This window comes from Fulvimarina fulva, from assembly GCF_039652615.1.
GTDB lineage: Bacteria > Pseudomonadota > Alphaproteobacteria > Rhizobiales > Rhizobiaceae > Fulvimarina.
This window is the reverse complement of the sequence record NZ_JBDJAC010000009.1, coordinates 116904-140570: the sequence shown is the minus strand read 5'-3', so window position 1 is coordinate 140570 and position 23667 is coordinate 116904. Positions and strand designations below refer to the sequence as shown.

20 protein-coding genes and 1 pseudogene are annotated in these 23667 nt (G+C 62.9%); 3 read left to right on the top strand and 18 right to left on the bottom strand.

The window, feature by feature from the left end; all coding sequences use genetic code 11:
- The 4 genes from hydA to ABDX79_RS13835 are packed head-to-tail and all read right to left on the bottom strand — an operon-like array spanning position 1 to position 3313.
- Positions 1 to 1452, bottom strand: a complete 1452-nt coding sequence (gene hydA / locus ABDX79_RS13850) for a dihydropyrimidinase (protein WP_346220891.1) — start codon at positions 1450 to 1452, stop codon at positions 1 to 3.
- Positions 1449 to 1814 carry a type II toxin-antitoxin system PemK/MazF family toxin gene (locus ABDX79_RS13845; RefSeq protein WP_346220890.1) on the bottom strand — a complete coding sequence of 122 codons (366 nt, stop codon included), beginning with the start codon at positions 1812 to 1814 and terminating at the stop codon, positions 1449 to 1451. The genes hydA and ABDX79_RS13845 overlap by 4 nt, the downstream gene beginning before the upstream one ends.
- Entirely contained in the window at positions 1811 to 2032 is a 222-nt protein-coding gene (locus tag ABDX79_RS13840; RefSeq protein WP_346220889.1) for an antitoxin MazE-like protein, read from the bottom strand. The genes ABDX79_RS13845 and ABDX79_RS13840 overlap by 4 nt, the downstream gene beginning before the upstream one ends.
- 33 nt (positions 2033 to 2065) lie before the next feature.
- The gene (locus tag ABDX79_RS13835; protein WP_346220888.1) at positions 2066 to 3313 is read right to left on the bottom strand and encodes a Zn-dependent hydrolase; all 1248 of its coding nucleotides are present in this window, start codon (positions 3311 to 3313) and stop codon (positions 2066 to 2068) included.
- Between the two features lie 149 nt (positions 3314 to 3462).
- On the opposite strand from ABDX79_RS13835, the gene ABDX79_RS13830 reads away from it, so the two are divergent.
- Positions 3463 to 4104, top strand: a complete 642-nt coding sequence (locus ABDX79_RS13830) for a TetR family transcriptional regulator C-terminal domain-containing protein (RefSeq protein WP_346220887.1) — start codon at positions 3463 to 3465, stop codon at positions 4102 to 4104.
- Positions 4105 to 4131: 27 nt separating this feature from the next.
- Here the strand turns inward: ABDX79_RS13830 and preA are convergent, their stop codons facing one another.
- The 11 genes from preA to ABDX79_RS19745 form a co-directional block, all read right to left on the bottom strand.
- On the bottom strand, positions 4132 to 5484 hold the full coding sequence (gene preA / locus ABDX79_RS13825; RefSeq protein WP_346220886.1) for an NAD-dependent dihydropyrimidine dehydrogenase subunit PreA: 1353 nt from the start codon (positions 5482 to 5484) through the stop codon (positions 4132 to 4134).
- Between the two features lie 11 nt (positions 5485 to 5495).
- Positions 5496 to 6854, bottom strand: a complete 1359-nt coding sequence (locus ABDX79_RS13820; RefSeq protein ID WP_346220885.1) for an NAD(P)-dependent oxidoreductase — start codon at positions 6852 to 6854, stop codon at positions 5496 to 5498.
- A 313-nt stretch (positions 6855 to 7167) separates the two neighbouring features.
- Complete coding sequence (locus ABDX79_RS13815; protein WP_346220884.1) at positions 7168 to 8037, bottom strand: alpha/beta fold hydrolase; 870 nt, start codon at positions 8035 to 8037, stop codon at positions 7168 to 7170.
- A 113-nt stretch (positions 8038 to 8150) separates the two neighbouring features.
- A complete protein-coding gene (locus ABDX79_RS13810; protein WP_346220883.1) occupies positions 8151 to 10067 on the bottom strand; it encodes an acyl CoA:acetate/3-ketoacid CoA transferase in 1917 nt (638 codons plus the stop codon).
- 4 nt (positions 10068 to 10071) lie between these two features.
- Positions 10072 to 11175 carry an alpha/beta fold hydrolase gene (locus ABDX79_RS13805; protein WP_346220882.1) on the bottom strand — a complete coding sequence of 368 codons (1104 nt, stop codon included), beginning with the start codon at positions 11173 to 11175 and terminating at the stop codon, positions 10072 to 10074.
- Positions 11165 to 11998 (bottom strand): poly(R)-hydroxyalkanoic acid synthase subunit PhaE, encoded by an 834-nt coding sequence (locus ABDX79_RS13800; protein WP_346220881.1) that lies wholly within the window; start codon positions 11996 to 11998, stop codon positions 11165 to 11167. The genes ABDX79_RS13805 and ABDX79_RS13800 overlap by 11 nt, the downstream gene beginning before the upstream one ends.
- A gap of 4 nt (positions 11999 to 12002) precedes the next feature.
- On the bottom strand, positions 12003 to 13157 hold the full coding sequence (locus ABDX79_RS13795) for an iron-containing alcohol dehydrogenase (protein WP_346220880.1): 1155 nt from the start codon (positions 13155 to 13157) through the stop codon (positions 12003 to 12005).
- Positions 13154 to 14839, bottom strand: coding sequence for an acetolactate synthase large subunit (locus ABDX79_RS13790; RefSeq protein WP_346220879.1), 1686 nt, complete (start codon positions 14837 to 14839; stop codon positions 13154 to 13156). The genes ABDX79_RS13795 and ABDX79_RS13790 overlap by 4 nt, the downstream gene beginning before the upstream one ends.
- A gap of 452 nt (positions 14840 to 15291) precedes the next feature.
- Complete coding sequence (locus ABDX79_RS13785; protein ID WP_346220878.1) at positions 15292 to 17400, bottom strand: TRAP transporter permease; 2109 nt, start codon at positions 17398 to 17400, stop codon at positions 15292 to 15294.
- Between the two features lie 65 nt (positions 17401 to 17465).
- On the bottom strand, positions 17466 to 18497 hold the full coding sequence (locus ABDX79_RS13780; RefSeq protein ID WP_346220877.1) for a TAXI family TRAP transporter solute-binding subunit: 1032 nt from the start codon (positions 18495 to 18497) through the stop codon (positions 17466 to 17468).
- A 285-nt stretch (positions 18498 to 18782) separates the two neighbouring features.
- A complete protein-coding gene (locus tag ABDX79_RS19745) occupies positions 18783 to 18974 on the bottom strand; it encodes an aldehyde dehydrogenase family protein (protein WP_463671175.1) in 192 nt (63 codons plus the stop codon).
- Between the two features lie 309 nt (positions 18975 to 19283).
- Between ABDX79_RS19745 and ABDX79_RS13770 the strand changes: the two genes are divergently transcribed.
- Together ABDX79_RS13770 and ABDX79_RS13765 are read left to right on the top strand one after the other, a co-directional pair.
- A complete protein-coding gene (locus ABDX79_RS13770) occupies positions 19284 to 19703 on the top strand; it encodes a CopG family transcriptional regulator (RefSeq protein WP_346220876.1) in 420 nt (139 codons plus the stop codon).
- 128 nt (positions 19704 to 19831) lie between these two features.
- Positions 19832 to 21016, top strand: a complete 1185-nt coding sequence (locus tag ABDX79_RS13765) for an extracellular catalytic domain type 1 short-chain-length polyhydroxyalkanoate depolymerase (RefSeq protein WP_346220875.1) — start codon at positions 19832 to 19834, stop codon at positions 21014 to 21016.
- A gap of 160 nt (positions 21017 to 21176) precedes the next feature.
- Here ABDX79_RS13765 and ABDX79_RS19740 read toward each other — a convergent pair.
- From ABDX79_RS19740 to ABDX79_RS13755, 3 genes and pseudogenes are all read right to left on the bottom strand, one after another.
- A pseudogene (locus ABDX79_RS19740) lies at positions 21177 to 21491 on the bottom strand (arginase family protein); the annotation flags it as partial.
- A 377-nt stretch (positions 21492 to 21868) separates the two neighbouring features.
- Positions 21869 to 23002 (bottom strand): MFS transporter, encoded by a 1134-nt coding sequence (locus tag ABDX79_RS13760; protein WP_346220874.1) that lies wholly within the window; start codon positions 23000 to 23002, stop codon positions 21869 to 21871.
- Positions 22999 to 23523, bottom strand: a complete 525-nt coding sequence (locus ABDX79_RS13755) for a TetR/AcrR family transcriptional regulator (RefSeq protein ID WP_346220873.1) — start codon at positions 23521 to 23523, stop codon at positions 22999 to 23001. The genes ABDX79_RS13760 and ABDX79_RS13755 overlap by 4 nt, the downstream gene beginning before the upstream one ends.
- Positions 23524 to 23667 lie beyond the last annotated feature (144 nt).

The window sequence follows — 23667 nt, the reverse complement described above, 5'->3', positions numbered from 1 at the left end:
TCAAACCCCGCTCATCGGAATGCCCGTCCGCTCCACCTTTCGTGGGGCGGTGAGTTCCTTCCAGGTGGAGAGCGCCTTGTTGACCGGTGCGTTGGCAGGGCGCTCGACGAAGCGGCCGTCGCCCTTCTCGGCGCGCACGTCTCCCTCTTTGTAAGCCACCTTGCCCCGCGAGATGGTGATGACCGGAAGGCCGGTCACCTCGACGCCTTCGAAGACGTTGTAATCGATCGCCGATTTCTGGGTCCTGGCGGAGATCGTCTTCGTCGCGGCCGGATCGAGGATGACGAGATCGGCATCCGCGCCCTTCAGGATCGCGCCCTTTCGGGGGTAGATGTTGAGGATCTTCGCGATATTCGTGGAGGTGACCGCGACGAACTCGTTCATGGTCAGCCGGCCGGTGACGACGCCCTTGGTCCAGAGAACGGCGAGCCGATCCTCCAGCCCGCCGGTGCCGTTCGGGATCTTGGTGAAATCGCCAAGGCCCATGCGCTTTTGCTCGGTGGTGAAGGCGCAGTGATCGGTCGCGACGACTTGAAGCGAGCCGCTCGCGAGGCCCGCCCAGAGCGAATCCTGATGCTGCTTGTTGCGGAAAGGCGGGCTCATCACACGCCGTGCGGCGTGATCCCAATCGGGATGGGAGTACTCGGTGTCGTCCAGAACCAGATGCTGGATCAGCGGCTCGCCATAGACCCGCATGCCCTTTTGCCGGGCCCGGCGGATCGCCTCATGGGCCTGTTCGCAGGAGGTGTGGACCACATAGAGCGGCACGCCGGCCTGATCGGCGATCATGATTGCGCGGTTCACGGCCTCGCCCTCCACTTCGGGCGGGCGGGAATAGGCATGGGCTTCGGGGCCGTTATTGCCCTCTTCCATCAGCTTCTGCTGAAGGAAGGCGACCACGTCGCCGTTCTCGGCGTGGACCAGCGGCATCGCGCCGATTTCGGCGCAGCGGTTGAACGAGGCGAACATCTCGTCGTCGTTCACCATCAAGGCGCCCTTATAAGCCATGAAGTGCTTGAAGGTGTTGATGCCGGCCTCGACCACCTTCGGCATATCGTCGAAGAATTTCTCGCCCCACCAGGTGACGCCCATGTGGAACCCATAGTCCGAGCGGGCGGGCCCGGCCTTCTGGAACCAGGTCTGGAGCGCCTCGAGCGGGCTTTCGTTCGGCCCCGGCAGGCAGAAATCGACGGTCATGGTCGTGCCGCCGGCGAGCGCGGCCGCAGTGCCGGAATCGAAATCGTCGGAGGAGAACGTGCCCATGAAGGGCATTTCCATATGGGTGTGCGGATCGATCCCGCCCGGCATGACGTAGGCGCCGGAGGCATCCATCGCCTCGTCGCCGTCAAGGTTCTCGCCGATTTCGACGATTTTGCCGCCATCAACGAGGATATCGGCCTTGTAGGTGAGATCGGCGGTGACGATCGTGCCGCCTTTGATGACGAGGCTCATGGTGTGTCTCCTGTCTTTGGTGTTTTCATCAGCACCTGTCCGAGGCTCATGATCGTCAGCGGCGCGAGGTCGACCGACCGCATGTCCGCGTCGTCGAGGTCGCCGATGATTTCACCGATCGTATTCGGCATCGTTACAGACAGGCGATCGACCATGACCTGGGATGGGCTGCGTAGGCCGTCGGCCGGCGTGGGCTGTATCGTCGGACATATGAGTGAACCCTCGACCAGATGCCTGGTCAACGGGCAGACGAGAACGGGATGATCGTCACGGATCAGATGGCTTGCCTGGACGATGACACCCGGCCTTGGGTTGGCCGCCAGTCCCTTCGTCGAAACGGTGACGATATCGCCTCTCTTCACGGCTCGATGTCGTCCCAGAGCTTGCCGCTGACCTGTCTGGTCCATTCACCGATTGTCTGATCTTCGGCGTCGGACTTGGCGATCATCTCCATCTCGCGCTTCATGCGCTGCTGAAATTCCGGATTGTCCCAATCGGGCACCCAGATTTCGACGGGTACAAACCCCTTGGCGCGCAGTTCGGCGCGCTGTTCTTCCGTCAGTTCCTTCGGTCGGCCCATGGCGGCCTCCTGCAGCTGGTTACCGAAGCCATCCTACTCCACGATCTCGGCCGTCTCCACCACCGCATGTAACAGCACGTCCGCGCCAGCTTTCGCCCAGTCCTTGGTGATCTCTTCGGCCTCGTTGTGGGACAAGCCATCGACGCAGGGGCACATGATCATGGCGGTGGGCGCGACTTGATTGATCCAGCAGGCGTCGTGTCCGGCACCTGAAACGATGTCGATATGGCTGTAGCCGAGCCTGTTCGCGCCGTCGCGGATCGACTGGACCAGTTTGGCATCGAATTCCGGCGGGTCGAACTGGCCGACGATCTCGTGGGACAGCTCCACGCCGAGCGCCTCGCACAGCTTCGGCGCTTCTTTCTCGAAGCGTGCGACCATGGCGTTCAGCCGGTCGAGCTCATGGCTGCGGAAGTCGATGGTGAAAACGACCTTGCCGGGGATGATGTTGCGGGAATTGGGATAGACGTCGATATGCCCGATCGCGCCGACGGCGTTCGGAGCGTTGTCCATCGCTATCTCGTGGACAAGTTCGGTGATCTGGGCGAGGCCGCGCCCGGCATTCCTGCGCATGGGCATCGGTGTCGAGCCCGTATGGCTTTCCTTGCCCGTCACCGTGCACTGGATCCAGCGCAGGCCCTGACCATGGGTGACGACGCCAATATCCTTGCCTTCGGCTTCGAGAATCGGGCCCTGCTCGATGTGAAGCTCCAAAAAGGCATGCATCTTGCGCGCACCGACCGTTTCCTCGCCCTTCCAGCCGATTCGCTCCAGCTCGTCACCGAAGGTGAGTCCCTTCGCATCGGTCTTGGCGTAAGCCTCCTCCAGAGGAATCACACCGGCAAACACGCCCGAGGCCATCATGGCCGGGGCAAAGCGCGTGCCTTCCTCATTCGTCCAGTTGGTGACGACGATCGGATGCTTCGTTTTGATGCCGAGATCGTTCAGCGTGCGGATGATTTCGAGCGCGCCGAGAACCCCGAGCACGCCGTCATAGCGCCCGCCCGTCGGCTGGGTGTCGAGATGGCTGCCCACATAGACGGGGAGGGCATCGGGGTCGGTCCCCTCGCGTCGCATGAACATCGTGCCCATGGCATCGACGCTCATTGTGAGGCCCGCCTCTTCGCACCAGGTCTGGAAGAGCGCGCGGCCCTTGGCATCGTCGTCGGTCAGGGTTTGACGATTGCTGCCGCCGGCGATACCGGGACCGATCTCCGCCATCTCGTGGATCGAATTCCAGAGCCTGTCAGCATCGATCCGCATATTGGATTGCAGGCTCATCGGGCACCTCTCGATCGACGGTTCGTTCTTGACTGTTTGGTCAAAAACGACCCTATGAAAGGCGTGGCGGCGGGTCAAGACACTTGCGCACGGCATCTGTGCATCAGATCGCACTGCACAATGAGCGGGCAGAGGGCGAGGGCAAAGGCTTGGATCAATTGACGGATCGACCGGCGGAGGATGCGCGCACGCGCATTCAGGCGAAAAACCGCGAGACGATCCTCGCGGCCGGCCGCGAGGTGTTTGCGCGGCACGGTCTGCGGGGTGCGACGCTGGACGAGATCGCGTCCACCGCCGGCATGTCCAAGCCGAACATGCTCTACTATTTCCGGCGAAAGACCGATCTCTACCGGGCGGTGCTCGAAGAGGTTCTCACGGACTGGCTGTTGCCGCTCGATGCTCTCGATCCCGAGGGCGACCCGATCGAGGAGCTGAGGCGATACATCAGCGCCAAGATAAAGCTCTCCTACGAGCATCCCCAGGCATCACGCCTGTTCGCGGGCGAGATGCTGGCCGGCGCACCGCATATCGAAACCTACCTGTCCGGCGAACTGAAGGAGATCGTGGACCGGAAGGCGCGCACGATTTCCCGATGGGTCTCCGAAGGTCGTCTTGCGCCGATCGATCCCTACCATCTGATCTTCGCGATCTGGGCGATGACCCAGCACTACGCCGATTTCGACGTGCAGATCAGGGCGCTTCTCGGCAAGCAGACCGGCAAGCCCGGGTTTCAGGAACAGGCGGCACAGGCGGTGCTGACCATCCTCCTGAAAGGCGTCACGCCGCGATAGAACGCGCGGCGTTCTCCGGTTTGACAATCACTCCGCCGCATCCGGCAAAACTGGCTCGGCGGCAAATTGCTGGGCCTGCCGCGAAACGCTCGAAGACGGATTGTTCGGGTGCTCGGTCCAGTTCGCGTAGCCGTCGTTCGCCGGCTTGCCGGTTCTGGGGTCGGTGCCGACGATCTGTTCCATCGTGATGCAGTCCTCCACCGGACAGACATTCACGCACAGGTTGCAGCCGACGCATTCGGCATCGATCACCTCGAAATGGCGCCTACCGTCCACTTCCTTCGTGATCGCCTGATGGGAGGTGTCCTCGCAGGCGATATGGCACCGGCCGCACTGGATGCAGAGATCCTGATCGATCCGCGCCTTGGTGACGTAGTTGAGGTTGAGATACTGCCAGTCGGTGACGTTCGGGACCGCACGGCCGCGGAAATCCTCGATCGAGGTGTAGCCCTTTTCGTCCATGTAGTTGGAGAGGCCGGTGATCATCTCCTGAACCACGTGGAAGCCGTAGGTCATGGCCGCCGTACAGACCTGGACGGTGCCGCAGCCGAGCGCGATGAACTCCGCCGCGTCCCGCCAGGTGGTGACGCCGCCGATGCCGGAAATCGGAAGGCCGGCGGTCTCGGGGTCGCGCGCGATTTCGGCGACCATATTGAGCGCGATGGGTTTCACCGCCGGGCCGCAATAGCCGCCATGGGAGCCCTTGCCGTCGATGGTTGGCTCCGGCGCGAAGAGATCGAGATCGACCGAGGTGATCGAGGAGATCGTGTTGATCAGCGAGACCGCATCCGCGCCGCCTTTCCTGGCGGCCCGTGCAGGATATCGGATATCGGTGATGTTGGGAGTCAGCTTCACGATGACCGGCAGATCGCAGTGCTGTTTGCACCAGCGCGCAACCATCTCGATATAGTCCGGCACCTGACCGACCGCTGAGCCCATGCCCCGTTCGCTCATGCCATGGGGGCAGCCGAAATTGAGCTCGATCCCGTCGCAGCCGGTGGTTTCGACGCGCTTCAGGATCGCCTTCCAGGCGTCTTCCTCGCACGGCACCATGAGGGAGACGATCATCGCCCGGTCGGGCCACGCCTTCTTGACTGCTTCGATCTCGCGCAGATTGGTGTCGAGGTCGCGATCGGTGATGAGCTCGATATTGTTGAGCCCGAGAAGTCTGCGGTCGCCACCATGGATCGCGCCGTATCGCGGGCCGTTGACGTTGACCACCGGCGGGCCTTCTTCGCCGAGGGTCTTCCACACGACACCGCCCCATCCGGCCCGGAAGGCGCGCTCCACATTGTACTGCTTGTCGGTCGGTGGTGCCGAAGCCAGCCAGAACGGGTTGGGCGATGTGATGCCGAGGAAGGATGTGGTGAGGTCAGCCATGTTTGTTTCCTTCAACCTGCCAGCGCCGCGTTGATATTCTCGGCCGCGACCTTGCCGTCCTCGACGGCGACCACGGTGAGGTCCGATCCGCCGAAAATGCAGTCGCCGCCGGCCCAGACCTTCGCCATCGAGGTCTTGCGATCCTCGCCGACCCTGATCCGTCCCCCTTCGAGATCGAGCTTCGCAGCGTCCGCCGAGACGCCCTGAGGTTCGAAACTCTGGCCGATCGCCTTGAAGACCTGATCGGCCTCGATGGTCACGTCCTCGCCGGTGCCTGAGAGCTTGCCGTCCGGTCCACTTGCGGTTTTCTCGAACGAGATGCCCGTCACATGGCCGTTCTCGGCATGAATGCGCGATGGCTGAAGGTTGAAGCGCAGGTGGATGCCGCGCGTTGCCGCCACCTCCTGCTCGTAAGCGGATGCACCCATCGCCTCGCGTCCCCGGCGATAGGCGATCGTCACGTCCTCGGCTCCGAGGTTCTTTGCCTGAACGGCCGCGTCGATCGCCGTCATGCCGCCGCCGATCACGACCACGCGCCGACCGACGGGAACCTCAGAGAGATCGGTGGTCTGGCGCAGGTCCGCGATCCAGCCGACCGCGTCCAGCGACCCCTCCGCGTCATGACCATCGGCGGTCAGTGCATTGACACCGGCCAGCCCCATGCCAAGGAACACCGCGTCGAAGGTTTCTGCGAGTTCGTGAAGATGGATGTCGCGCCCAAGTGCCTTGCCGGTCTCGATCGTGATGCCGCCGATACCGAGCAGGAAGTCGATCTCTGCCTGAGCGACGCCATCCGTCGCCTTGTAGGCCGCGATCCCGTATTCGTTGAGACCGCCCGCCTTCTCGCGGGCTTCGAACACCGTGACGTCGTGACCATGCATTGCGAGCCGGTGAGCGCAGGAAAGGCCCGCTGGACCTGCGCCGACGACGGCGATCCGCTTGCCGGTCTCGGGTGCACGCTTGAACGGATGCTCGCTCGCATGGGCCATCAGATGGTCGGTCGCATAGCGCTGCAGCATACCGATCCGCACCGGTTTGCCTTCCGCCACCTCGCGGACGCAGACCTCCTCGCACAGCGTTTCCGTTGGGCAAACCCGTGCGCACATGGCGCCAAAGATGTTCTCGTCGAGAATGGTCTTTGCCGCGCCGTCCGGGTTGTCCGCACCGATCTGCCGAATGAAGAGCGGGATGTCGATGCCTGTGGGGCAGGCGTTCATGCAAGGCGCGTCGTAGCAGAAATAGCAACGATCCGCCTCGACCACCGCTTCGTGCCGGGTGAGGGCCGGATGAAGATCGGCAAAGTTCTGCTCGAGCGCATCCGCGCCAAGCCGGCCGGAAGCGATGTCGGGACGGTCGGACGCTGCGCTCATGCGGTTCTCCAGAGTTTGGAAACGTTCAAAGCGCAGTCTGCCATTTTTGACCGAAAGGTCAAATTTTTTATTGCGGCAATGAAAGAAAAAGCGCGCGCATGACGGCCGGACGCCTCGGGGCCAATCCGCTCGGCCGCGTTGCGACATGATACCGGCGGACCTTTGAAACCATCGGTTTCATGGGTCGTCGGCAGCCCGAGCGGCGTTTGAGCCGTTTGCCGGGCGTGGATTGACCCAGCGGGTCAATTCATTCGTCCGGCGGTATGAGACGCACGGCGTTGAAAGAGACCATTGTTCCGCGCGTCGCGCGGTATCAAATGAGGTCCGAGTTCAGCCAGTCGAGCACGGGCTCGATCTGTTCCGGCGCGTTGAGCGTCGGCGTATGACCGACGCCGGGGAACTCGATCACGTCCGCATGGGGGAGGCGGCTGACCATCTTGTCGAGAAGGTTCGGCGTGAGAAAGTCCGAATTCTCGCCGCGCAGGATCAGCACCGGGCACTTGATCTGCTCCCAGTATTTCCAGAGGGAGAAATGGACGATCAGCCAGTATCGGCGGAAATTCTCGAAGATCCCCGGGTCGAAGGCGAGCCGGTAGCCATCGCCTTCGGGAATGACGCTCGTCCTGGCGAGATGACGCCAGTTATCATCCGTCATCGGTCCGAAGGGGGCAAGCGACTCTCTCAAATGCGCCTCGGCCACCGCGATATTCGGAAAGGTCCGGTCGGCGATATAGCTCGAGACCCGCCGAAGGGCGGAGAACGGGATCTCCGGCGCGATGTCGTTGACGACGAGCCGGCTGATCGGCGAATTCTCGACGCCGGCGAGGGACATGCCGATCAGGCCACCCAGCGAATTGCCGATCCAGTCATAGCGGGAAATACCCGCATCGGCCGCGACGACGGTCATGTCCACATTATATTGCAGCAGGTTGTAGTCGGCAGGATCGGCGAGCCACTCGCTCCGTCCGCGTCCGACGATGTCGGGCGTCACGACCCGGCGATCGATGCAAGCCCGCGCCGCCAGGTCATCGAAGTCGTGGGAGTTGCGGGTCAGCCCGTGGATGCACATGAGAGGACGCTTGTCTGTCTCTCGGCCCCAGTCCCGATAGGCGATCTGGTGAAACCCGCTGCGGCTGAGGCTCTGGGCCTGCCGGCTCTGCGGAACGTCTACGATATCCAGCATGCGGTCTGTAATGCTTTCCTCAAGGTCCCGGTCGGCCCCTCCCGATGGCCGCGGTCGTTGCGACGGTGGCGAAGCATACTCCGATTGCGTCGTCTAACCGTCATATAAGCATCTCACTTGGGGCGAGTCTCGATGGCATCCGAATTGATGCGCATGGACACGTCGCGTTTTGCCAATTCCGCGCCGAACCGCATCCTCAGGAACGGGCTGCGCGTGTAGCGCATGGTCGAGTGGTAATACTTCTCTTCCATATCCGCGATGATCTGGCCGAAGGCGGCGGTGAGATCGGGATGAAGATCGAAGCCGTCATACCAGGCGACCATTCTGATCTTGCGGCCAAGGGGGTCGCAGACCGCTTCCACCCGGCGCCTGATCTCATCGAGGTCCGCCTGCGTCCTGGCGACATAGCCCCTGAGATTGATTTCCAGAAGGTCGCGTTCTTCGTCGAATGCGACGCGCTTTTCCAGTGGCGGCTCGAGAAAGTCGGAGCGAAGGCCCATGCGTTCGGGCCTGAAGAGCCTTTCGTCCATCAGTTTCGGATCGTCGACTGCCGGCTCGAAATCCATGTGAGCCAGGATGTCGCGATCGATATCGATCCCGGGCGCGACCTCGATGAGGGCGAGGCGCTCGGGCTGGACCTCGAAGACGCAACGCTCCGTGACGTAGAGCACCGGCTGGCCCTTCTCTGCGGCGAAGGGCCCGGAGAAGGTGATGTGCTCGACCTGCGAGACGAACTTCCGGCTTCGGCCCTCGTTGACGATGGTGAGTTTGCCGTCCGCCGCCTCGACCTTCAGACCGCCTGCCGTGAACGTTCCGGCGAAGACGAGACGCGCCGCATTCTGGCTGATGTTGATGAAACCACCGGCTCCGGCGAATCTCGGCCCGAACTTGGAGACGTTGACATTGCCCGCCCGGTCGGCCTCGGCCATGCCGAGACAGGCCATATCGATGCCGCCGCCGTCGTAGAAGTCGAACTGGGTCGCCTGCTGGATGATCGCGTCCGGGTTGAGCGCCGCGCCGAAGTCGAGCCCACCCTGGGGCATGCCGCCGATGACGCCCGGCTCGGCGGTCAGCGTGACATGGTCGAGCAGCCCTTCTTCCGCCGCGACATTGGCGACGCCCTCTGGCATGCCGATGCCGAGATTGACGACTCCGTCGATCGGAAGTTCGATCGCGGCCCTGCGGGCGACGATCTTGCGCTGATCGAGCTTCATGGGCTTGTGTTCGTCTGAGGGCACGCGCAGTTCGCCGGAAAAGGCGTGGTTGTGCGCCGTCGCATAGGTCTGGGGATGGTTTTCGGGCTTGGCCACCACGACACAGTCGACGAATACGCCGGGGATCAGCACCTTCTTGGGAGCGAGCGAGCCCGCCACCGCGACGCGCTCTACCTGGACGATCACCACGCCGTCGCTGTTATGAGCTGCCATTGCCGTCGAGGTCGCGTCGAGCTTCAGCGCCTCACGTTCCATGGTGGCGTTTCCGCGCTGGTCGGCGGTGGTGGCACGCAGAAGCGCCACGTCGATCTTGAAGGAACGGTAGAACAGCCATTCCTCACCGTCGATCACGTCGAGGCGGATGAGGTCCTCGGTGGTCCGCTCGTTGATCTTGGCGCCCTGGAGGCGCGGATCGACGAAGGTCTTCAGACCGACGCGGGAATGCATGCCCGGCCGGCCGCCGGCGATCTCGCGATAAAGGTGCGAGACGCAGCCGAGCGGCAGGTTATAGGCCTCGATCTTGTTTTCCATCGCCATCTTGGCGAGCTTGGGCACCAGCGCCCAGTGCCCGCCGATGGCGCGCTTGACGAGACCGTCATGGGCGAGGCGATTGAGCCCGCGATCCTTGCCGTCGCCCGGCGCCGCCGCGAAGACGAGCGTCAGGTCGCGTGGATGGCCGGTTTCGAGAAAGCGGTTTTCCAGCGCGATCAGGAGTTCGTCCGGCGTTCCGATGCCCACGAAGCCGGATACGGCGACGGTGTCGCCGTCGCGGATGACGGACACGGCGTCTCCCGCGCAGACCGTTTTCGATGGCATGAAATCAGTTCCTTTCGATAAGCCAGGAATGGATGCCGTCGCCGACGATTCCCTGGCTCTTCGAACTCACATAGACGCCCACATGTCCGCCCGGCAGTTCGAGATCGGTGTAGTCGTTTGTCCCGACGTGGTCCTTCAGGGCGCGTGCGCAGGGCGGCGGAATGATGTGGTCGTTCTTGGCGAAGACGTTGAGCACCGGCATGGTGATCGCGCCGAGATCCACCGGCCTGCCGGAGACCATGAACTCGCCCTTGATGAGCAGGTTCTTCTTGTAGAGCTCGAGGAGCCATTGCCGGGCCGCGGCGCCCGGATGGTTCGGCCGGTCGGCCAGCCACTTCTCCATTCGCAGGAAGTTGAGCAGGCGCTTTTCGTCCTGTGCCGCGTCGAGAAGGTCGACATTATACTTCGTCAGCGAGCGGATCGGCGTCATCAGCTGAAAGACCGATCCCATGATCTCGCCCGGCAGGTTTCCGAACGCTTCCAGCATGTTGTCGATGTCTTCTTCGGTGAGGGACCGGGTCCACAGGTTGAGAACGCCGTGGGTCGGGTCCTCGTCCTCCATGTCACCGTGGAAGTCGAAGGGCGTGATGGTGACGATGAGGTTCTTCACCTTGTCCGGGAAGCGCGAGGCGTAGATGGCCGAGAACACGCCGCCCTCGCAGATGCCGAGGATCGTCACCTTGTCATGGCCGGTCATCTCGCGGATCTTCTCGACACAGTCGTCGAGATACCATTCGACGTAATGGTCGATCTTCAGGCACCGGTCGGCGCGTGTGGGGTGCCCCCAGTCGACGAGCCAGAGATCGACGCCGCGATCGCGCAGGTTGCGAACGAGGCTGCGATCCTCCTGCAGATCGGCCATGGTATATCTGCCGATCAGCCCGTAGACGATCAGGACGGGCCCGGTATCGACCTTCACATCGTCCGGCATATCGTAATGGAATAGCCGGACTTTCTCGAAGTTCGCCACCTCGGTCTTGGGCGTTGCTCCAATCTTGACGTCTTCTTCCCGGATGCGGCTCAGCACCTGGGCACCCTTTGCGACGCGCTCGGAATAGTCGGCGAACTCGGTCATCGGGTTTGTCTGGTCGTTGCTCTTACTGGCCACCGCTCTGCCCCTTGCTCCGGCGCGAAGTGGTCTTCGGCTTCGCCGCATCTTCGCGTTCCGCAGGGCCGGTGCCCGCGGCTTCCAGTCTGTCGAGACGCTTGCGCGTTTCGCGCAGTTCGCTGCGAAGGGTGTGGATGATCTCCTGCATGTCGTCGACCTCTGTACGGGTCGGGATCGACTGGGCCTCGCACCAGCGCTCGGTATGCTTGCGCTGCTCCAGCCGGTAATTGACGCTGGCTGCGAGCATCTTGCGCTGGGCCTCGAGGAATTCGTCGCTGCGCTGGGTTTCGATCAGCTCCTTGTTGGCAAGGGCGAGCCAGCGATCGAGGACAGAGCGCGCATCTTTCTGAAGGAGCTCGGAATCCGACATCATCTCGTTCGAGAACGTCTGATAGACGCGCATCCAGGCGGCCGTCGTGATCTGCCGATAGGAATTGGTGGCGTCCTGGAGCGCCATCCATTCCGAACCGGTGCGCAGGAAATCGCGTTCGAACACCCCCGCATCGGCAAATTCCGGCGCCTCGACCAGACGGCGGATCGCCTGATTGATCTCCGACGAACCGGCGGTCAGGAACTGCGATGGATCCATCGCACGCCTGAGCATGTCCGTGGTTGTTCCGCCGCCGCCGTTGTCACCTTCCTTCAGGAAACGGGCATAGGTCCGCCACCAGTCGTCGACCTGCCGGTGGGCGAACTCCCAGATCGAGCTGTCGTTCTGGCGATCGCCGCCGGTGACCTGCTGGGCCTCGAGGGCGGACCACCAGGCTTGGCTGGCAGAATTCCAGGCATCCAACCATGGATTGCCGGTCTCTCGGTCGTTCATCGCCTCAAAGCGCCCTTTGATAGATGTCGAGGGCGGCCTCGTAGGTCATGGTTCGCGGGTTGTTCACGAGAAGCCGTTGCTGCTTCATCGCATCCTCGGCGAGCTTTGGCAGATTGTTGTGGCTGACGCCCACATCCCGCAGCTGCGTTTTCATGCCGAGCTCCGGCGCAAGCTTGTGGAAGCCTTCGACGAAGCCCTGAGCTGCCTCGTCTTCCGACTTGCCCGCAAGCTCAGGGAAGACGATCGGGGCGAGTTCCGCGTAATGGGCCTTCGCTTCCGGCATGTTGAAGTCCAGAACGTAAGGCAGGACGAGAGCGTTCGAGAGACCGTGGGGCACATGGAAGTGCCCGCCCAGCGGATAGGCGAGGGCATGAACGGCCGCGACCGGAGCATTGGCGAAGGCCATGCCGGCTAGCAACGAGCCGAGCAGCATGTTGGCCCGCGCTTCGCGGTTCTGCGGATCGTTGCAGGCGGTGCGGATATTGCCGCCGAGGAGCGACAGCGCCTCGCGGGCGAGACAATCCGAGACCGGGTTCTTCTTGTGCGCCGAGGTATAGGCCTCGATGGCATGCACCATCGCGTCGATGCCGGTGGCCGAGGTCACGTGCTTGGGCAGGCCGACGGTGAGTTCGGCATCGAGGATCGCCCAGTCGGGCAGAAGCTGGGGCGAGACGACGCCCTTCTTCTCCGCCTCGCCGGTGGTCACGATCGCGATCGGCGTCACCTCGGACCCGGTGCCTGCGGTCGTCGGAGCGAGCACGAGCGGAAGCCGCTCGGACGTCACCTGTCCGACGCCGTAGATCTCGGAGATATTCTGGTTCCCTTTCAGGAGAACAGCGATCAGCTTGGCGGTGTCCAGGGAGGATCCACCGCCAACCGATGCGACGCCGTCGCAACCTGCCTCACGCGCCTTTTCGACGGCGCCGAGGATCATCGATTCCGGGGGATCGGCTTGAACGTCCGAGAACATCAGCACCTCGACGCCGGCCTTTTCGAAGCCATCGAGCGCAGCCTTGGCGAGGCCGAGATCGAGAATGCCCTGATCCGTGACGAAGCAGATCTTCTTGCAGCCCTTCTTGGCCATGATCTCGCCCATCTTGGACGTCGATCCGACCTCGGACATCACCGAAGGCGTGGTCTGGAACGTGAACGCGCTCATTTGTTGCCCTCCGCGCTGAGCGGCGAGATGAGGCTGCCGAGCTTTTCGGTGAGCTTCATGTTCTCGCGGTAGTCCACCGGACAGTCGATGATGGAGACGGTCCCGTCGCCAAGCGCTTCCTTGAGGGTCGGAAGCAAGTCTTCGGTCCGCTCGACGCGGTAGCCCTTCGCACCGAAGCTCTCGGCATATTTGACGAAGTCCGGATTGCCGAACTCGATGCCGGTCGCACGATTGAAGTGGCGTAGCTGGTGCCACTCGATGAGGCCGTATTTCGAATCGTTGAAGATCAGGACCACGATGTCGAGGTTCATCCGCAGTGCGGTCTCGATCTCCTGGCTGTTCATCATGAACGCCGCATCGCCGCTGACCGCAACCGCCTTGCGGTCCGGAAAGGCGACCTTCGCCGCGATCGCGCCGGGCAGCGAAATGCCCATCGACGCAAAGCCGTTGGAGATGATGCAGGTGTTCGGGGCTTCCGCGCGGTACATACGGGCCATCCACATCTTGTGGGCGCCGACATCGGAAATCACGATGTCCTCGTTGTCGAGCGCCTGACGCAGATCCCAGATGATCTTCTGCGGCTTGACCGGGAATTCGGTATCGTCGCTATATTCGCCGATCTCGCGCTTGATGACCTCGGAGAGTTTGTGGACCGGTGCGTCCGGGCGCTTGTTGGTCTTGGCCGCGATGCGCTCGAGCGTGTCGCTGATATCGCCGACGACGCCGGCCTCGAGAATATAATGTGCGTCCACTTCCGCCGGCTGGGTGTCGATGTGGATGATCTTCTTGTCCCGGTCCGGATTCCACTTCTCGGGATGGTACTCGACCATGTCGACGCCGATGCAGATCACGACGTCTGCGTCGTCGAAGCCGAAGGCCACGTAGTCATGGGCCTGAAGGCCGATCGCGCCGAGGCAGAGTGGGTGGCTGAAGGGGATGACGCCCTTTGCCATGAAGGTCGTCGCGACCGGAACGTTGAGGCTCTCGGCGAATTCCACGAGTGCCTTGGACGCGTGCTGGCGGATGACGCCGTTGCCTGCCATGATGACCGGAGCCTTCGCGGCGTTGATGATATCGGCAACCTGGGCGCACTTGCCGACGGGCGCGGTCGGAGCGACCGGATACTGCACCTTGAGCGGCGGCATATCGGGAATTTCTTCGGCGGCGATGTTCTCGGGGAAGTCGATGAAGCTCGCGCCCGGCTTTTCGCTCTGGGCCTGCTTGAAGGCCTTGCGCACGACCTCGGGGATGATGGTCGGCTCGCGCAGCTGCGTCGAATACTTGGTGATTGGAGCGAAAAGGTTCACCAGATCGAGGATCTGGTGGCTTTCCTTGTGGAGGCGCGTCGTCGATCCCTGGCCGGCAATGGCGACGAGGGGAGCGCGGTCCATATTGGCATCCGCGACGCCGGTGACGAGGTTCGTCGCGCCGGGCCCAAGCGTCGACAGGCAAACGCCGGCGCGTCCGGTCAGGCGGCCGTAAACGTCAGCGATGAACGCCGCACCTTGCTCGTGACGCGTCGCGACGAATTCGATCGGGCTGTCGATCAGAGCGTCGAGAAAGTCGATATTCTCTTCGCCCGGTACCCCGAAAATATATTCCACCCCTTCGTTTTCGAGGCAGCGGGCCAGAAGCGCACCACCTGAAACGGTTGAAGCGGTGTCGGGATTTTTCTTCAGCATGATGTATTAATTCCTTCGGTGCCGAAATATTTCGCGGGCGTGCGAGCGCCAGATGAGTGAATTCGAAATCGAAATCGCGCTCTATCCGTGTGATCTACGCATAATGTGATCCGCCTAGTCATACGGTTCATCGTCATCATGCTTGAGTTTGCGGCTGCCATTGCGGCATGTTCTGCTTTGTACTCATTGTAGGTAAAAATCGCGACCTGTCACGACCTTGCCAGCGATTTTGAAAATTATCGACAAGCGCTGCCAGCAGACCGGCAGACCCTGTGAGCCGTTGATTGAAATGGACTTCCCGTGCAGCCCCGGAGGCCTTCTGTGCATGGTACGGTGCCAAGCGCCGCGAAAGCGAATACCGGTCGGCCCCAAAATCTATCTAGAGTTGTATTTGGCGGCGATCGTGTCGATCGCCGCCGTGAAGGCAAGAAGGCGTATTGACCATTTGCGCGTCAGGACGCAGCGACAAGAGTGCCGGGTTTTGAATTCGATACATTGTAGGCCAAGATCGCGACCGTCGCGATCACGCCGATGATGTTGACGATCACCGAGAAAGGCCAGAGGCATGCGATGCCGGCAGCGCCGGCAAGCAGCCGGAGGCCGATGTTCAAGCGGCTCTCCATGCAGCCCTGAAGGGCCGCGGCGAGGGCGTAGATTCCGAACACCGCGAAGGCGAAGATGGTCAGCGCCTGGCCCCAATCCCCAGAGAGCAGGGGTGTGTAGGCAAACAGCACCGGGACGATGTAGAGGCCCTTCGCGAGTTTCCAGCTGGCAACGCCCGTCGCCATCGGCGGCGACTTGGCGATCGCCGCCGCCGTGAAGGCCGCAAGGCAGACCGGCGGGGTTACGTTCGAGTCCTGGCTGAGCCAGAAGACGATCATGTGTGCGGACAGGAGCGCCGTCGTCGCGACCGTTGCCGGCACGAGCATGTTGCGAAGCTGTTCGGAGACCGCGAGCGGCAGGGACGCAACGAGGTCCTGGGCTGCGCCGTAGGACATGGCGGAGCCGAGCTGGGAGGCAGCCTCCGGCGCGCCGAGCATCACGATGGGAACTGCCGAGTCCGGGAAGTTACCCGCAGCAATCATGTCGACCATCCAGAGATCCTGGATCATGCCGGCGAGGGCCGGAGCCGAGAGCGTGGCGAGCACGATGTAGGCGGCGGTCACGGGGAGCCCCATGCCGAGCACCAGCGATGCGAGAGCGATCAGGATGATCGCGATCAGAAGGACGCCGCCGGACCAGTTCGTGATCATCAGGCTGAACGTGTTGCCGACGCCGGCGGTCGCGATGACGTTGACCACAAGGCCGACCGCACAGAGCAGCACGGCGGAGGTAATCATGTTGCGGGTGCCGAATTCCAGCGCCTCCCAGATCTGGCGCGGACCCATGGGGCGCGTGGTGAGCCAGCTCGACGCGATGACCGCGACGATGCCGATGACCGCAGCATAGGTTGGCGTGAAGCCGGATGCGAGGAGACCGATCAGCACGACGATCGGTATGATGAAGCTTGCACCACCTTCCTTCACCGCCTTCGTGAGCGATTGCTCGCCATCACCCATGGGCGGCAGGTTCAGACGCTTCGCCTCGATGCGCACGAAAAAGCAGACCGAAAGGAAATAGAGCAGCGCCGGAAGGGCGGCGACGAGGATGATATACTCGTAGGAAATCTGGGTGAGGCTCGCCATGACGAACGCACCGGCACCCATGATCGGCGGCATGAGCTGGCCGCCAGTCGAGGAGGCCGCCTCGACGCCGGCCGCGAACTTGGACTTGAAGCCCGCGCGTTTCATCAGCGGGATCGTGATGACACCGGTCGAGGCCGTGTTCGCGATGGCCGAGCCGGAAATCGTGCCGGTGAGGCCCGAAGCGATGACGGCGACGAGGCCGGGTCCGCCCACCAGCTTGCCGGCGGCGGCCTTGGCGAGATCGATGACGAAATCGCCGGCACCCGATTTGATCAGGAAGGCGCCGAAGATGATGAAGAGGAAGACGTAGGTCGACGAGATGCGGGCGATCGTGCCGAACAGCGCGTCGTCGCCGTAGATCGACCGGAACAGCGTCGTCTCCCAGGACAGTCCCGGAAAGGCGAAGACGCCGGAGATCCAAGAGCCCCAGATCGTGACGTAGGAAATCGCGAGAATGATCAGGATGGGGATGACGATGCCGGCCGCCCGGCGCGTCAGTTCGATCGCGCCGAGAATGGCGATCACGGCTGCGATCCAGTCAACTGGAAGAAGCCGGACGCCGCGAGCGTAGATCGCATCCACTGAGAGGGCCAGATGGAGACAGGCCGCGGCGACGGCGATGCCCAGCGAAATGTCGAGGATGATTGCGAAGCGGCTGTTCTTGAGTGCCAGGAAGGCCGGATAGTAAACCGCGCAGAGAAATGCGAAACTCGCGAAGTGGAAGATGTTTCGCTCAAGCTCCGACAAAAACGGAAACAAGGCCAGCGCCATGTGCGCCAGAGCGATGAAGACGGCAAGAACCGAAAGGAACGCGCCGAACAGACCGTCAAATCGGCGCATCTTCGGATCGCTGTAGTCTTCGTCATACGTGGTCATGTGATCCCTCTCAGGAATGTGGGACGGCGGCTGTCTCAAGAGCCGCCGTCGATATCATTCTTGCGTCAGTTCGCCTTGAGGCGATCCGGGATCGTGATACCCTGCTCCTCGTAGTAACGGATAGCGCCGGGGTGCAGCGGAAGGGGCAGGCCTTCGATCGCCTTCTCCAGCGACATGGCTTTGGTGGCGGGATGGATCGCCTGGAGGAAGGGCAGGTTCTCGTAGATTGCCTTCGTGATGAGGTAGACGTTCTCTTCCGGAAGATCGGCATTCAGCGCGAGGAAATTCGGCTGTGCAATGGTGGTGACGTCCTCCTTCTGGCCCGGATAGGTGCCGGAGGGAATGACGTATTCGGTCCACAGTTCGCGGCCCTGATCGGCCTGTTCACGCTGCTCAGGGGTGAAGTTCAGGATCTTCGCTCCGTCGCCCATGCTGGCCTTCAGCTGGCTGATCGCGCCGGCAGGGACACCCGCGGGTGTCGAGAGCCCTGAGATCTGACCGTTCTGCAAGGCCTCGGCCGTCGGGCCGTAGCCCGCGAACATCAGGCTGTAGTCCTTATCCGGATCGACACCGAGACCCTTGAGGATCTCGCCCGACGAAATGCGCGAGCCCGAATTGCGGCCGCCAAGGCCGATATTGCTGCCCTTGAGTCCAACGAAGTCCGACATCGTGCCTGTTTCGGCCGCCGCCTCTGCGACCACGAAATGCTCGACGTTCTGCCAGAGCATGGTCATGGACCGGAGGTTTTTCTGTGGTCCTTCGCTTTCGAGAGGCCCGGTGCCGGTACGGGCATAATAGCCGAAAAGTCCCTGCAGAATGGCGAACTGGGCCTCGTTTTCGCGAAGCAGGCGCACATTCTCGGCCGAGCCGGCGGAGTTGATCGCCGACAGGCCGATGCCGTATTCCGGCTGGAGCTTCGTCTTGACGAGGGTGGCGATTGCGACGCCGACCGGGTAGTAGGTGCCGCCCGTCGAGGCGGTCGCGAGAATATAATTTGCTTCTTCTTGGGCCTTTGCCGGCGTGCCAGCCAGGCCGAGCGCAACGGTAAAGGCCACGCCGAGCTTCAGGGCAGCCCGCCGCGCGATGGAATTCGTCATGTATTTCCTCCTTTATCGATCAGCCGGCGCGAATAAATGACCGGCTTCTTCGAAGCGTACCCGTAAAGTTCTCGCAAAGCCAAGGGTTCGCAGGTTTGGAGACAGCCAGAATACTGGAAAAATCTTGAGTTTCAGGGCTTTGCGGCCGATTTTCCCGAGCAGCCTTTCCGTGGGCCGGACGTGAGGGGGCGCTGGCTCTGCAAGCCTTTTCAAGCTTCTTGCAAAATCCGGTGCCTTTTCGATTGCGCGGATCGATATTTGTGGCCGAAACCGCGGGGGGCTCGGTCAGCGCTTTGACGCTGAAATGCCGGTTTCCAGCGCCTCGGAGGCGCGGAAGATACGCCCCATATCGCGCGCGAAGAAATAGGATGCGAGACCGAATTCCGTGTCGTTTGCCATGACGATCGCGTCGGCCTCGTCCTCGAACACAATAAGCGGCGCAAGCGGCGCGAACGTTTTTTCCTTGGAGACGATCATCGACCGGTCGCCCCCCAGATCACGGTCGGCTTGAAGAAGGTTCCGCCGCGTTCCAGCGACAGTATCTTGATCTGGCCGGCGCTCTCTCGCATCAGCTAGCGCCCGACACGGGTCGAGCCGGTGAAGGTGCTCTTCGCGACCTTCGGATTACTCGTGAACTTCTAACGACTCTTGCGCGCTTCGAGTGCAGAGGCCTGCCGCCTGAAGCCAGAAAGCCTGCCTCGCAAGACGATGGCATCAGGATCTTGTCTTATCGGTTTCGAACATCCACATACCATCCAGCAGGATGGTTTTGGATTTGAGAGCGTGATGATCGACAAAACGGCCGCGAGTGGCGCGAAAGCGCCCGAGAGCGAGAAGATCACGATCAATCTCGGGCCGGTCGATCTCGGCCAGATAGATCTGCTGGTCGCGGAAGGCTTCTATGCCAACAGGACCGACTTCATTCGGACCGCCATTCGCAACCAGCTTGGACGGCACGACGATCAGCTGCGGGCGAGCGTTGCGCGCCGGGAGATCGAACTGGGAATAAGGCGCTACTCGCGCGCCGATCTGGAGCAGGTCGTTGCGAGCGGCGAGATGCTGGCGATCGAGGTTCTGGGGCTGGCCGTCATCGAACACGACGTCCCGGCGGATCTCGCGCTCGCAGCCATAGCATCCATCCACGTGCTCGGTGCGTTTCAGGCATCCCCGGCGGTCAAAGCCGCGCTCAAGCCGCGTATCAAATGAACTGTGGCATAATCCCTCCGCGCGATCCGCGTCTCCGGCACGCCGGAATGAACCGGACGGGCTCCGAGGGTCCCTTTCTCGCCACGTCAATCCTTGGCGTGGCCGATCATGAACGAGGAGTTTGACTGATGGCTTACCGCCTGAAGATCGACATGGCCGAGGTGACCCGCCTTACTCGGCAAGGCAAACTCAAGAAGGCAATGGCGGTGCTGCGCGGCGCGTCTTCGCAAGCAGAAGACTCGACGGCTGATGACGCCGCCGGGACAAAACCCGATCGCGAACGGGCACCCGATTGGCAAAGCCGCTGGTCGATGCCCGGTGGGCAATTCGGTGCGAAAACCCGCCCGGCAGACGGATTTGCTCGAATGCCGGCGGACTGGACCTCGGGCATGAATGCTCTTCCGGAAGAATTGCGGCGCGTGCAGCCAAATCCGGCCGCACGCCGCTCGGCGCCAGATCCTGCAATGCCGAAGGGCGCGAGCTTCACCGATCACGTTCATAGCGGGCCAGGCGGCCAGCGGGACTACAAGCTCTACCTGCCGAGCACCTACGCGGAAGCGGGCCCACGACTGCCGCTCGTGGTCATGCTGCATGGCTGCACCCAGTCCCCGGACGATTTCGCCCGGGGCACGCGGATGAACGAGATCGCCGAGGAGAGGGGATTTCTCGTCGTCTATCCCGGCCAGTCGCAATCGGCGAACATGCAGAAATGCTGGAACTGGTACGAGGCGAAGGATCAGCAGCGGGGCACCGGCGAGCCGAGCCTCATCGCCGGGATCACACGTGAGGTCATGGGGGATTACAGGGTCGATCCGAAGCGGGTCTTTGTGGCAGGGCTTTCGGCTGGCGGCGCGGCAGCGGCGATCATGGGCCAGCGATACCCTGAGATCTATGCCGCGGTCGGCGTCCATTCGGGACTGGCATGCGGCGCTGCCCGCGATCTCAATTCGGCGTTTTCCGCAATGCGCGGCGGGGCGCCGATCCAGTCGGGCAAGCGGATCGTCCCGACGATCGTCTTTCACGGCGATCGCGATACCACGGTCGCGCCGGTCAACGGCGATCAGGTGTTGCAGCAGGCGCAAGCCGGGATGCATTCCGAAGCTGTGGAAACGCGCGGGACGACCGAAGGCGGCGTTGCCTATACGCGGATCGTCCAGCGGGAGGCAGATGGACGCGAACGGCTCGAAAGCTGGCGTCTCCATAATGTCGGCCATGCTTGGTCGGGCGGCGACGCTTCGGGAAGCTACACCCTGCCGGGCGGACCCGACGCAAGCAAGGAGATGATCCGCTTCTTTCTTCGGGTGACCGGCTGATCCTCACGGACATGAGAAACCCGCTGTCGCCAAGCGATCGAGCGGATTGCGCCACCAAAGGCCAGGCGCCAGCAGGTACGCATCGGATCATCCGAAAACCTGAAAACCACTCTTCGGTCCGATGCTGCAGGCTGAGCCGACATCGGGCCGTCGGTGTGCCGAGGGACATGCTGTGATCGCCGCCGAGATTGATGGGACAGCCCCCGGCGCCCATCGCGGCCTCGACCGCGTCGGCGATGACCTCGGTCCAGCCGATGGTTTCGCTGCCGCCGATGATATGGGGCGGAAGCGCATCATCCGGTTGCGGTATCGCAATCAGATTGCCCTGATCAATGACCATGTGGCCGAGATCCCGCAACGCCTCGGCGATGCCGGCTGTGCGCAGGCTGTCCGGCCCCATCAGGCAGCCCTTGCGCATCTTGCCGCTGTCGACCGGAGCTCCGATCAGAACGCAGGTCTTTGTGTCCCCGGTCATCATTGCACCTCCGCGCCATCGGCAGTTTCGGCAAGCAGCCGGGGCGGTATGCGCCGGGCCAGGTTCCGGACCAGACTGCGATAGGTCGCGAGCGATTGGCCGAGTGGATCGCCGAATGTATCGGCTTCGGCCAGCAGGCTCAACCGGATCGAGGTGGCCCCGGGCTTGTGCCGCGCTGCTCGGCGAATGGAGCTGAATGGTGGAAACCAGTCATTCGAAGATCCGCCGATCCGTATCAGTCGTGCGGGACGAAACCGAAATCGTGATTTGTAGCTTCTGGCGCAGCAAGGAATGACGATTGCGCAGTCACCACGGTATCGGGCCATGATCCGTCAAAAGCCCGGGGGCGAGCTGGTCGAAGGCCGCGACGGCATCCTTCAAGACGCCGTCGCACTTGCGCGCTGCACTTGGAACGCTCCCGCAATGAGCGCGCAACCTGCAAAGCCGATGACGGCGGGTCCCATCCCCGGTCCCTGCAAGACAAGACCGAAGATGGGTGCACCCGCCGTCTGACCGACGGCGATGGTCAAAAACCCGATCATGAGCCCCGTCGCTGGCCGGTCCGGCAGGGCGCGGACGCCCCAGAGCAGATAGACTCCGGTCAGCATGACGTAGGCCGCACCGAAGAACGCCCCGCCGGCCAGCACGACGGCCGGAAACGTCGGGCCAAAGCCGACCGCGAGAATCCCTGTCGACATCACCGCCAGGAATGCCCAGTGGACCCGGTCGAGACCGAACCGTGCGACGAGGCTGCCGGCCCATGCCCCGGCGATGCCGCCTGCGCCGATACAGCTCCACAGGATGCCCGTTCCCGTCGATCCCCAGTCAAGGCGCGCCGAGACGATCTGCCCGCCGAAGGACCAGAGCGCCGTGCTTGCCGCACCCATGAGGAAGGAGGCGGCGATCAGGCGAAGAACGGGGCCGGACATCGGCGGGAAGCCGCCCGCTCCTTGGCCGCTCGCCGCATTCGGCAGCGAAAAGGCGGCGGCGAACGCCAGCACGATCGCGACCGCGGTGAAGATGCCGAAGGCCAGACGCCATTGTCCGGCCATTGCCAGCGCGATCGGCCCCGAGAGGGCGACGCCCGCGCTGGTGCCGGCATTGATGACGGTGTTGGTGAGATCCTGCCGGCTTTTGCGGACCGCCGCGGCGACCGCGGCCGCCATGGGCGGCGAGGCGAGGCCCGTGCTCGATCCGGCGACGAGGACGCCGACGGCCAGGATGATGGGGCTCGGCGCGAGCGCGATCGCTGCCATGCCGATCGCGGCAACGATCGCTGCGGCCGTTGCGACCCCGCGTGCCCCGATCCGCTCCGTCAGGCTCGCCGAGATGATGATGGCGATGCAATAGCCCGCGAAGGAGCCGCCGGAGATGATGCCGCTGATCGAGGGACCAAGGCTAAGATCGCCGTCGATCTGCGGCAGGAATAGCCCGAAGGCGAAGCGGGCGAAGCCGTAGCAGACGGCGATGACACCGAAGCCGACGGCGCCGATGCGAAGGGCCGGGCTCACGAGCGAGCCCTGTCGGTCAGGATTGCCGCAGCGGACTGCGCCGCGCGCACCGCTCCTTCGCCCCTATAGACCGCCGCATGGGTCGCGCCCTCGAAGAGAACCAGCACCTGCTCGGCAAGCTCGGCGTCTTCGCGGCCGAGATCGGCGGCGACGGTCCGCGCGATCTGGTTCTGGAAGGCTGTCTTGTGCAGCCGAACGGCTTCCGCGATCTCGGGCGTATCGCCGCCGGTCTCCGCCCGCGATCTCAGAAACAGGCATCCGCGTGGTCCCTCGACCCGGATCCAGTCGTCGAGGGCTTTGAAGAGTGCGTCGACCGTCCGGACATCGAGCCGCGCCATGAACCGGCGGTCTCTCTCGCTGAGAACACGGGCCATCAATTGCGTCTTGCTGCCGGCATGCTTGTAGAGGGTCCGGCTCGACATGCCGGCGGCCTCGGTCAGCCTGTCCATGCCGGTCGCCACGAAACCGCGGCGGTCGAACAGTCGCTCGGCGGCGGCGATGAGCTTGGTTGTCGTGTCCATGGCGTGTCTCCGTGTGTTTCCGCAGACACTAATGTAAAACGATCGTTTTACATTTCAAGGCGATCGATATCAACCGACGCTTCACGCCGCATCGCTGCCACGGTGAGAGATCTTGCGACCGCCCGCCCCTGGCGTCACAGTCCT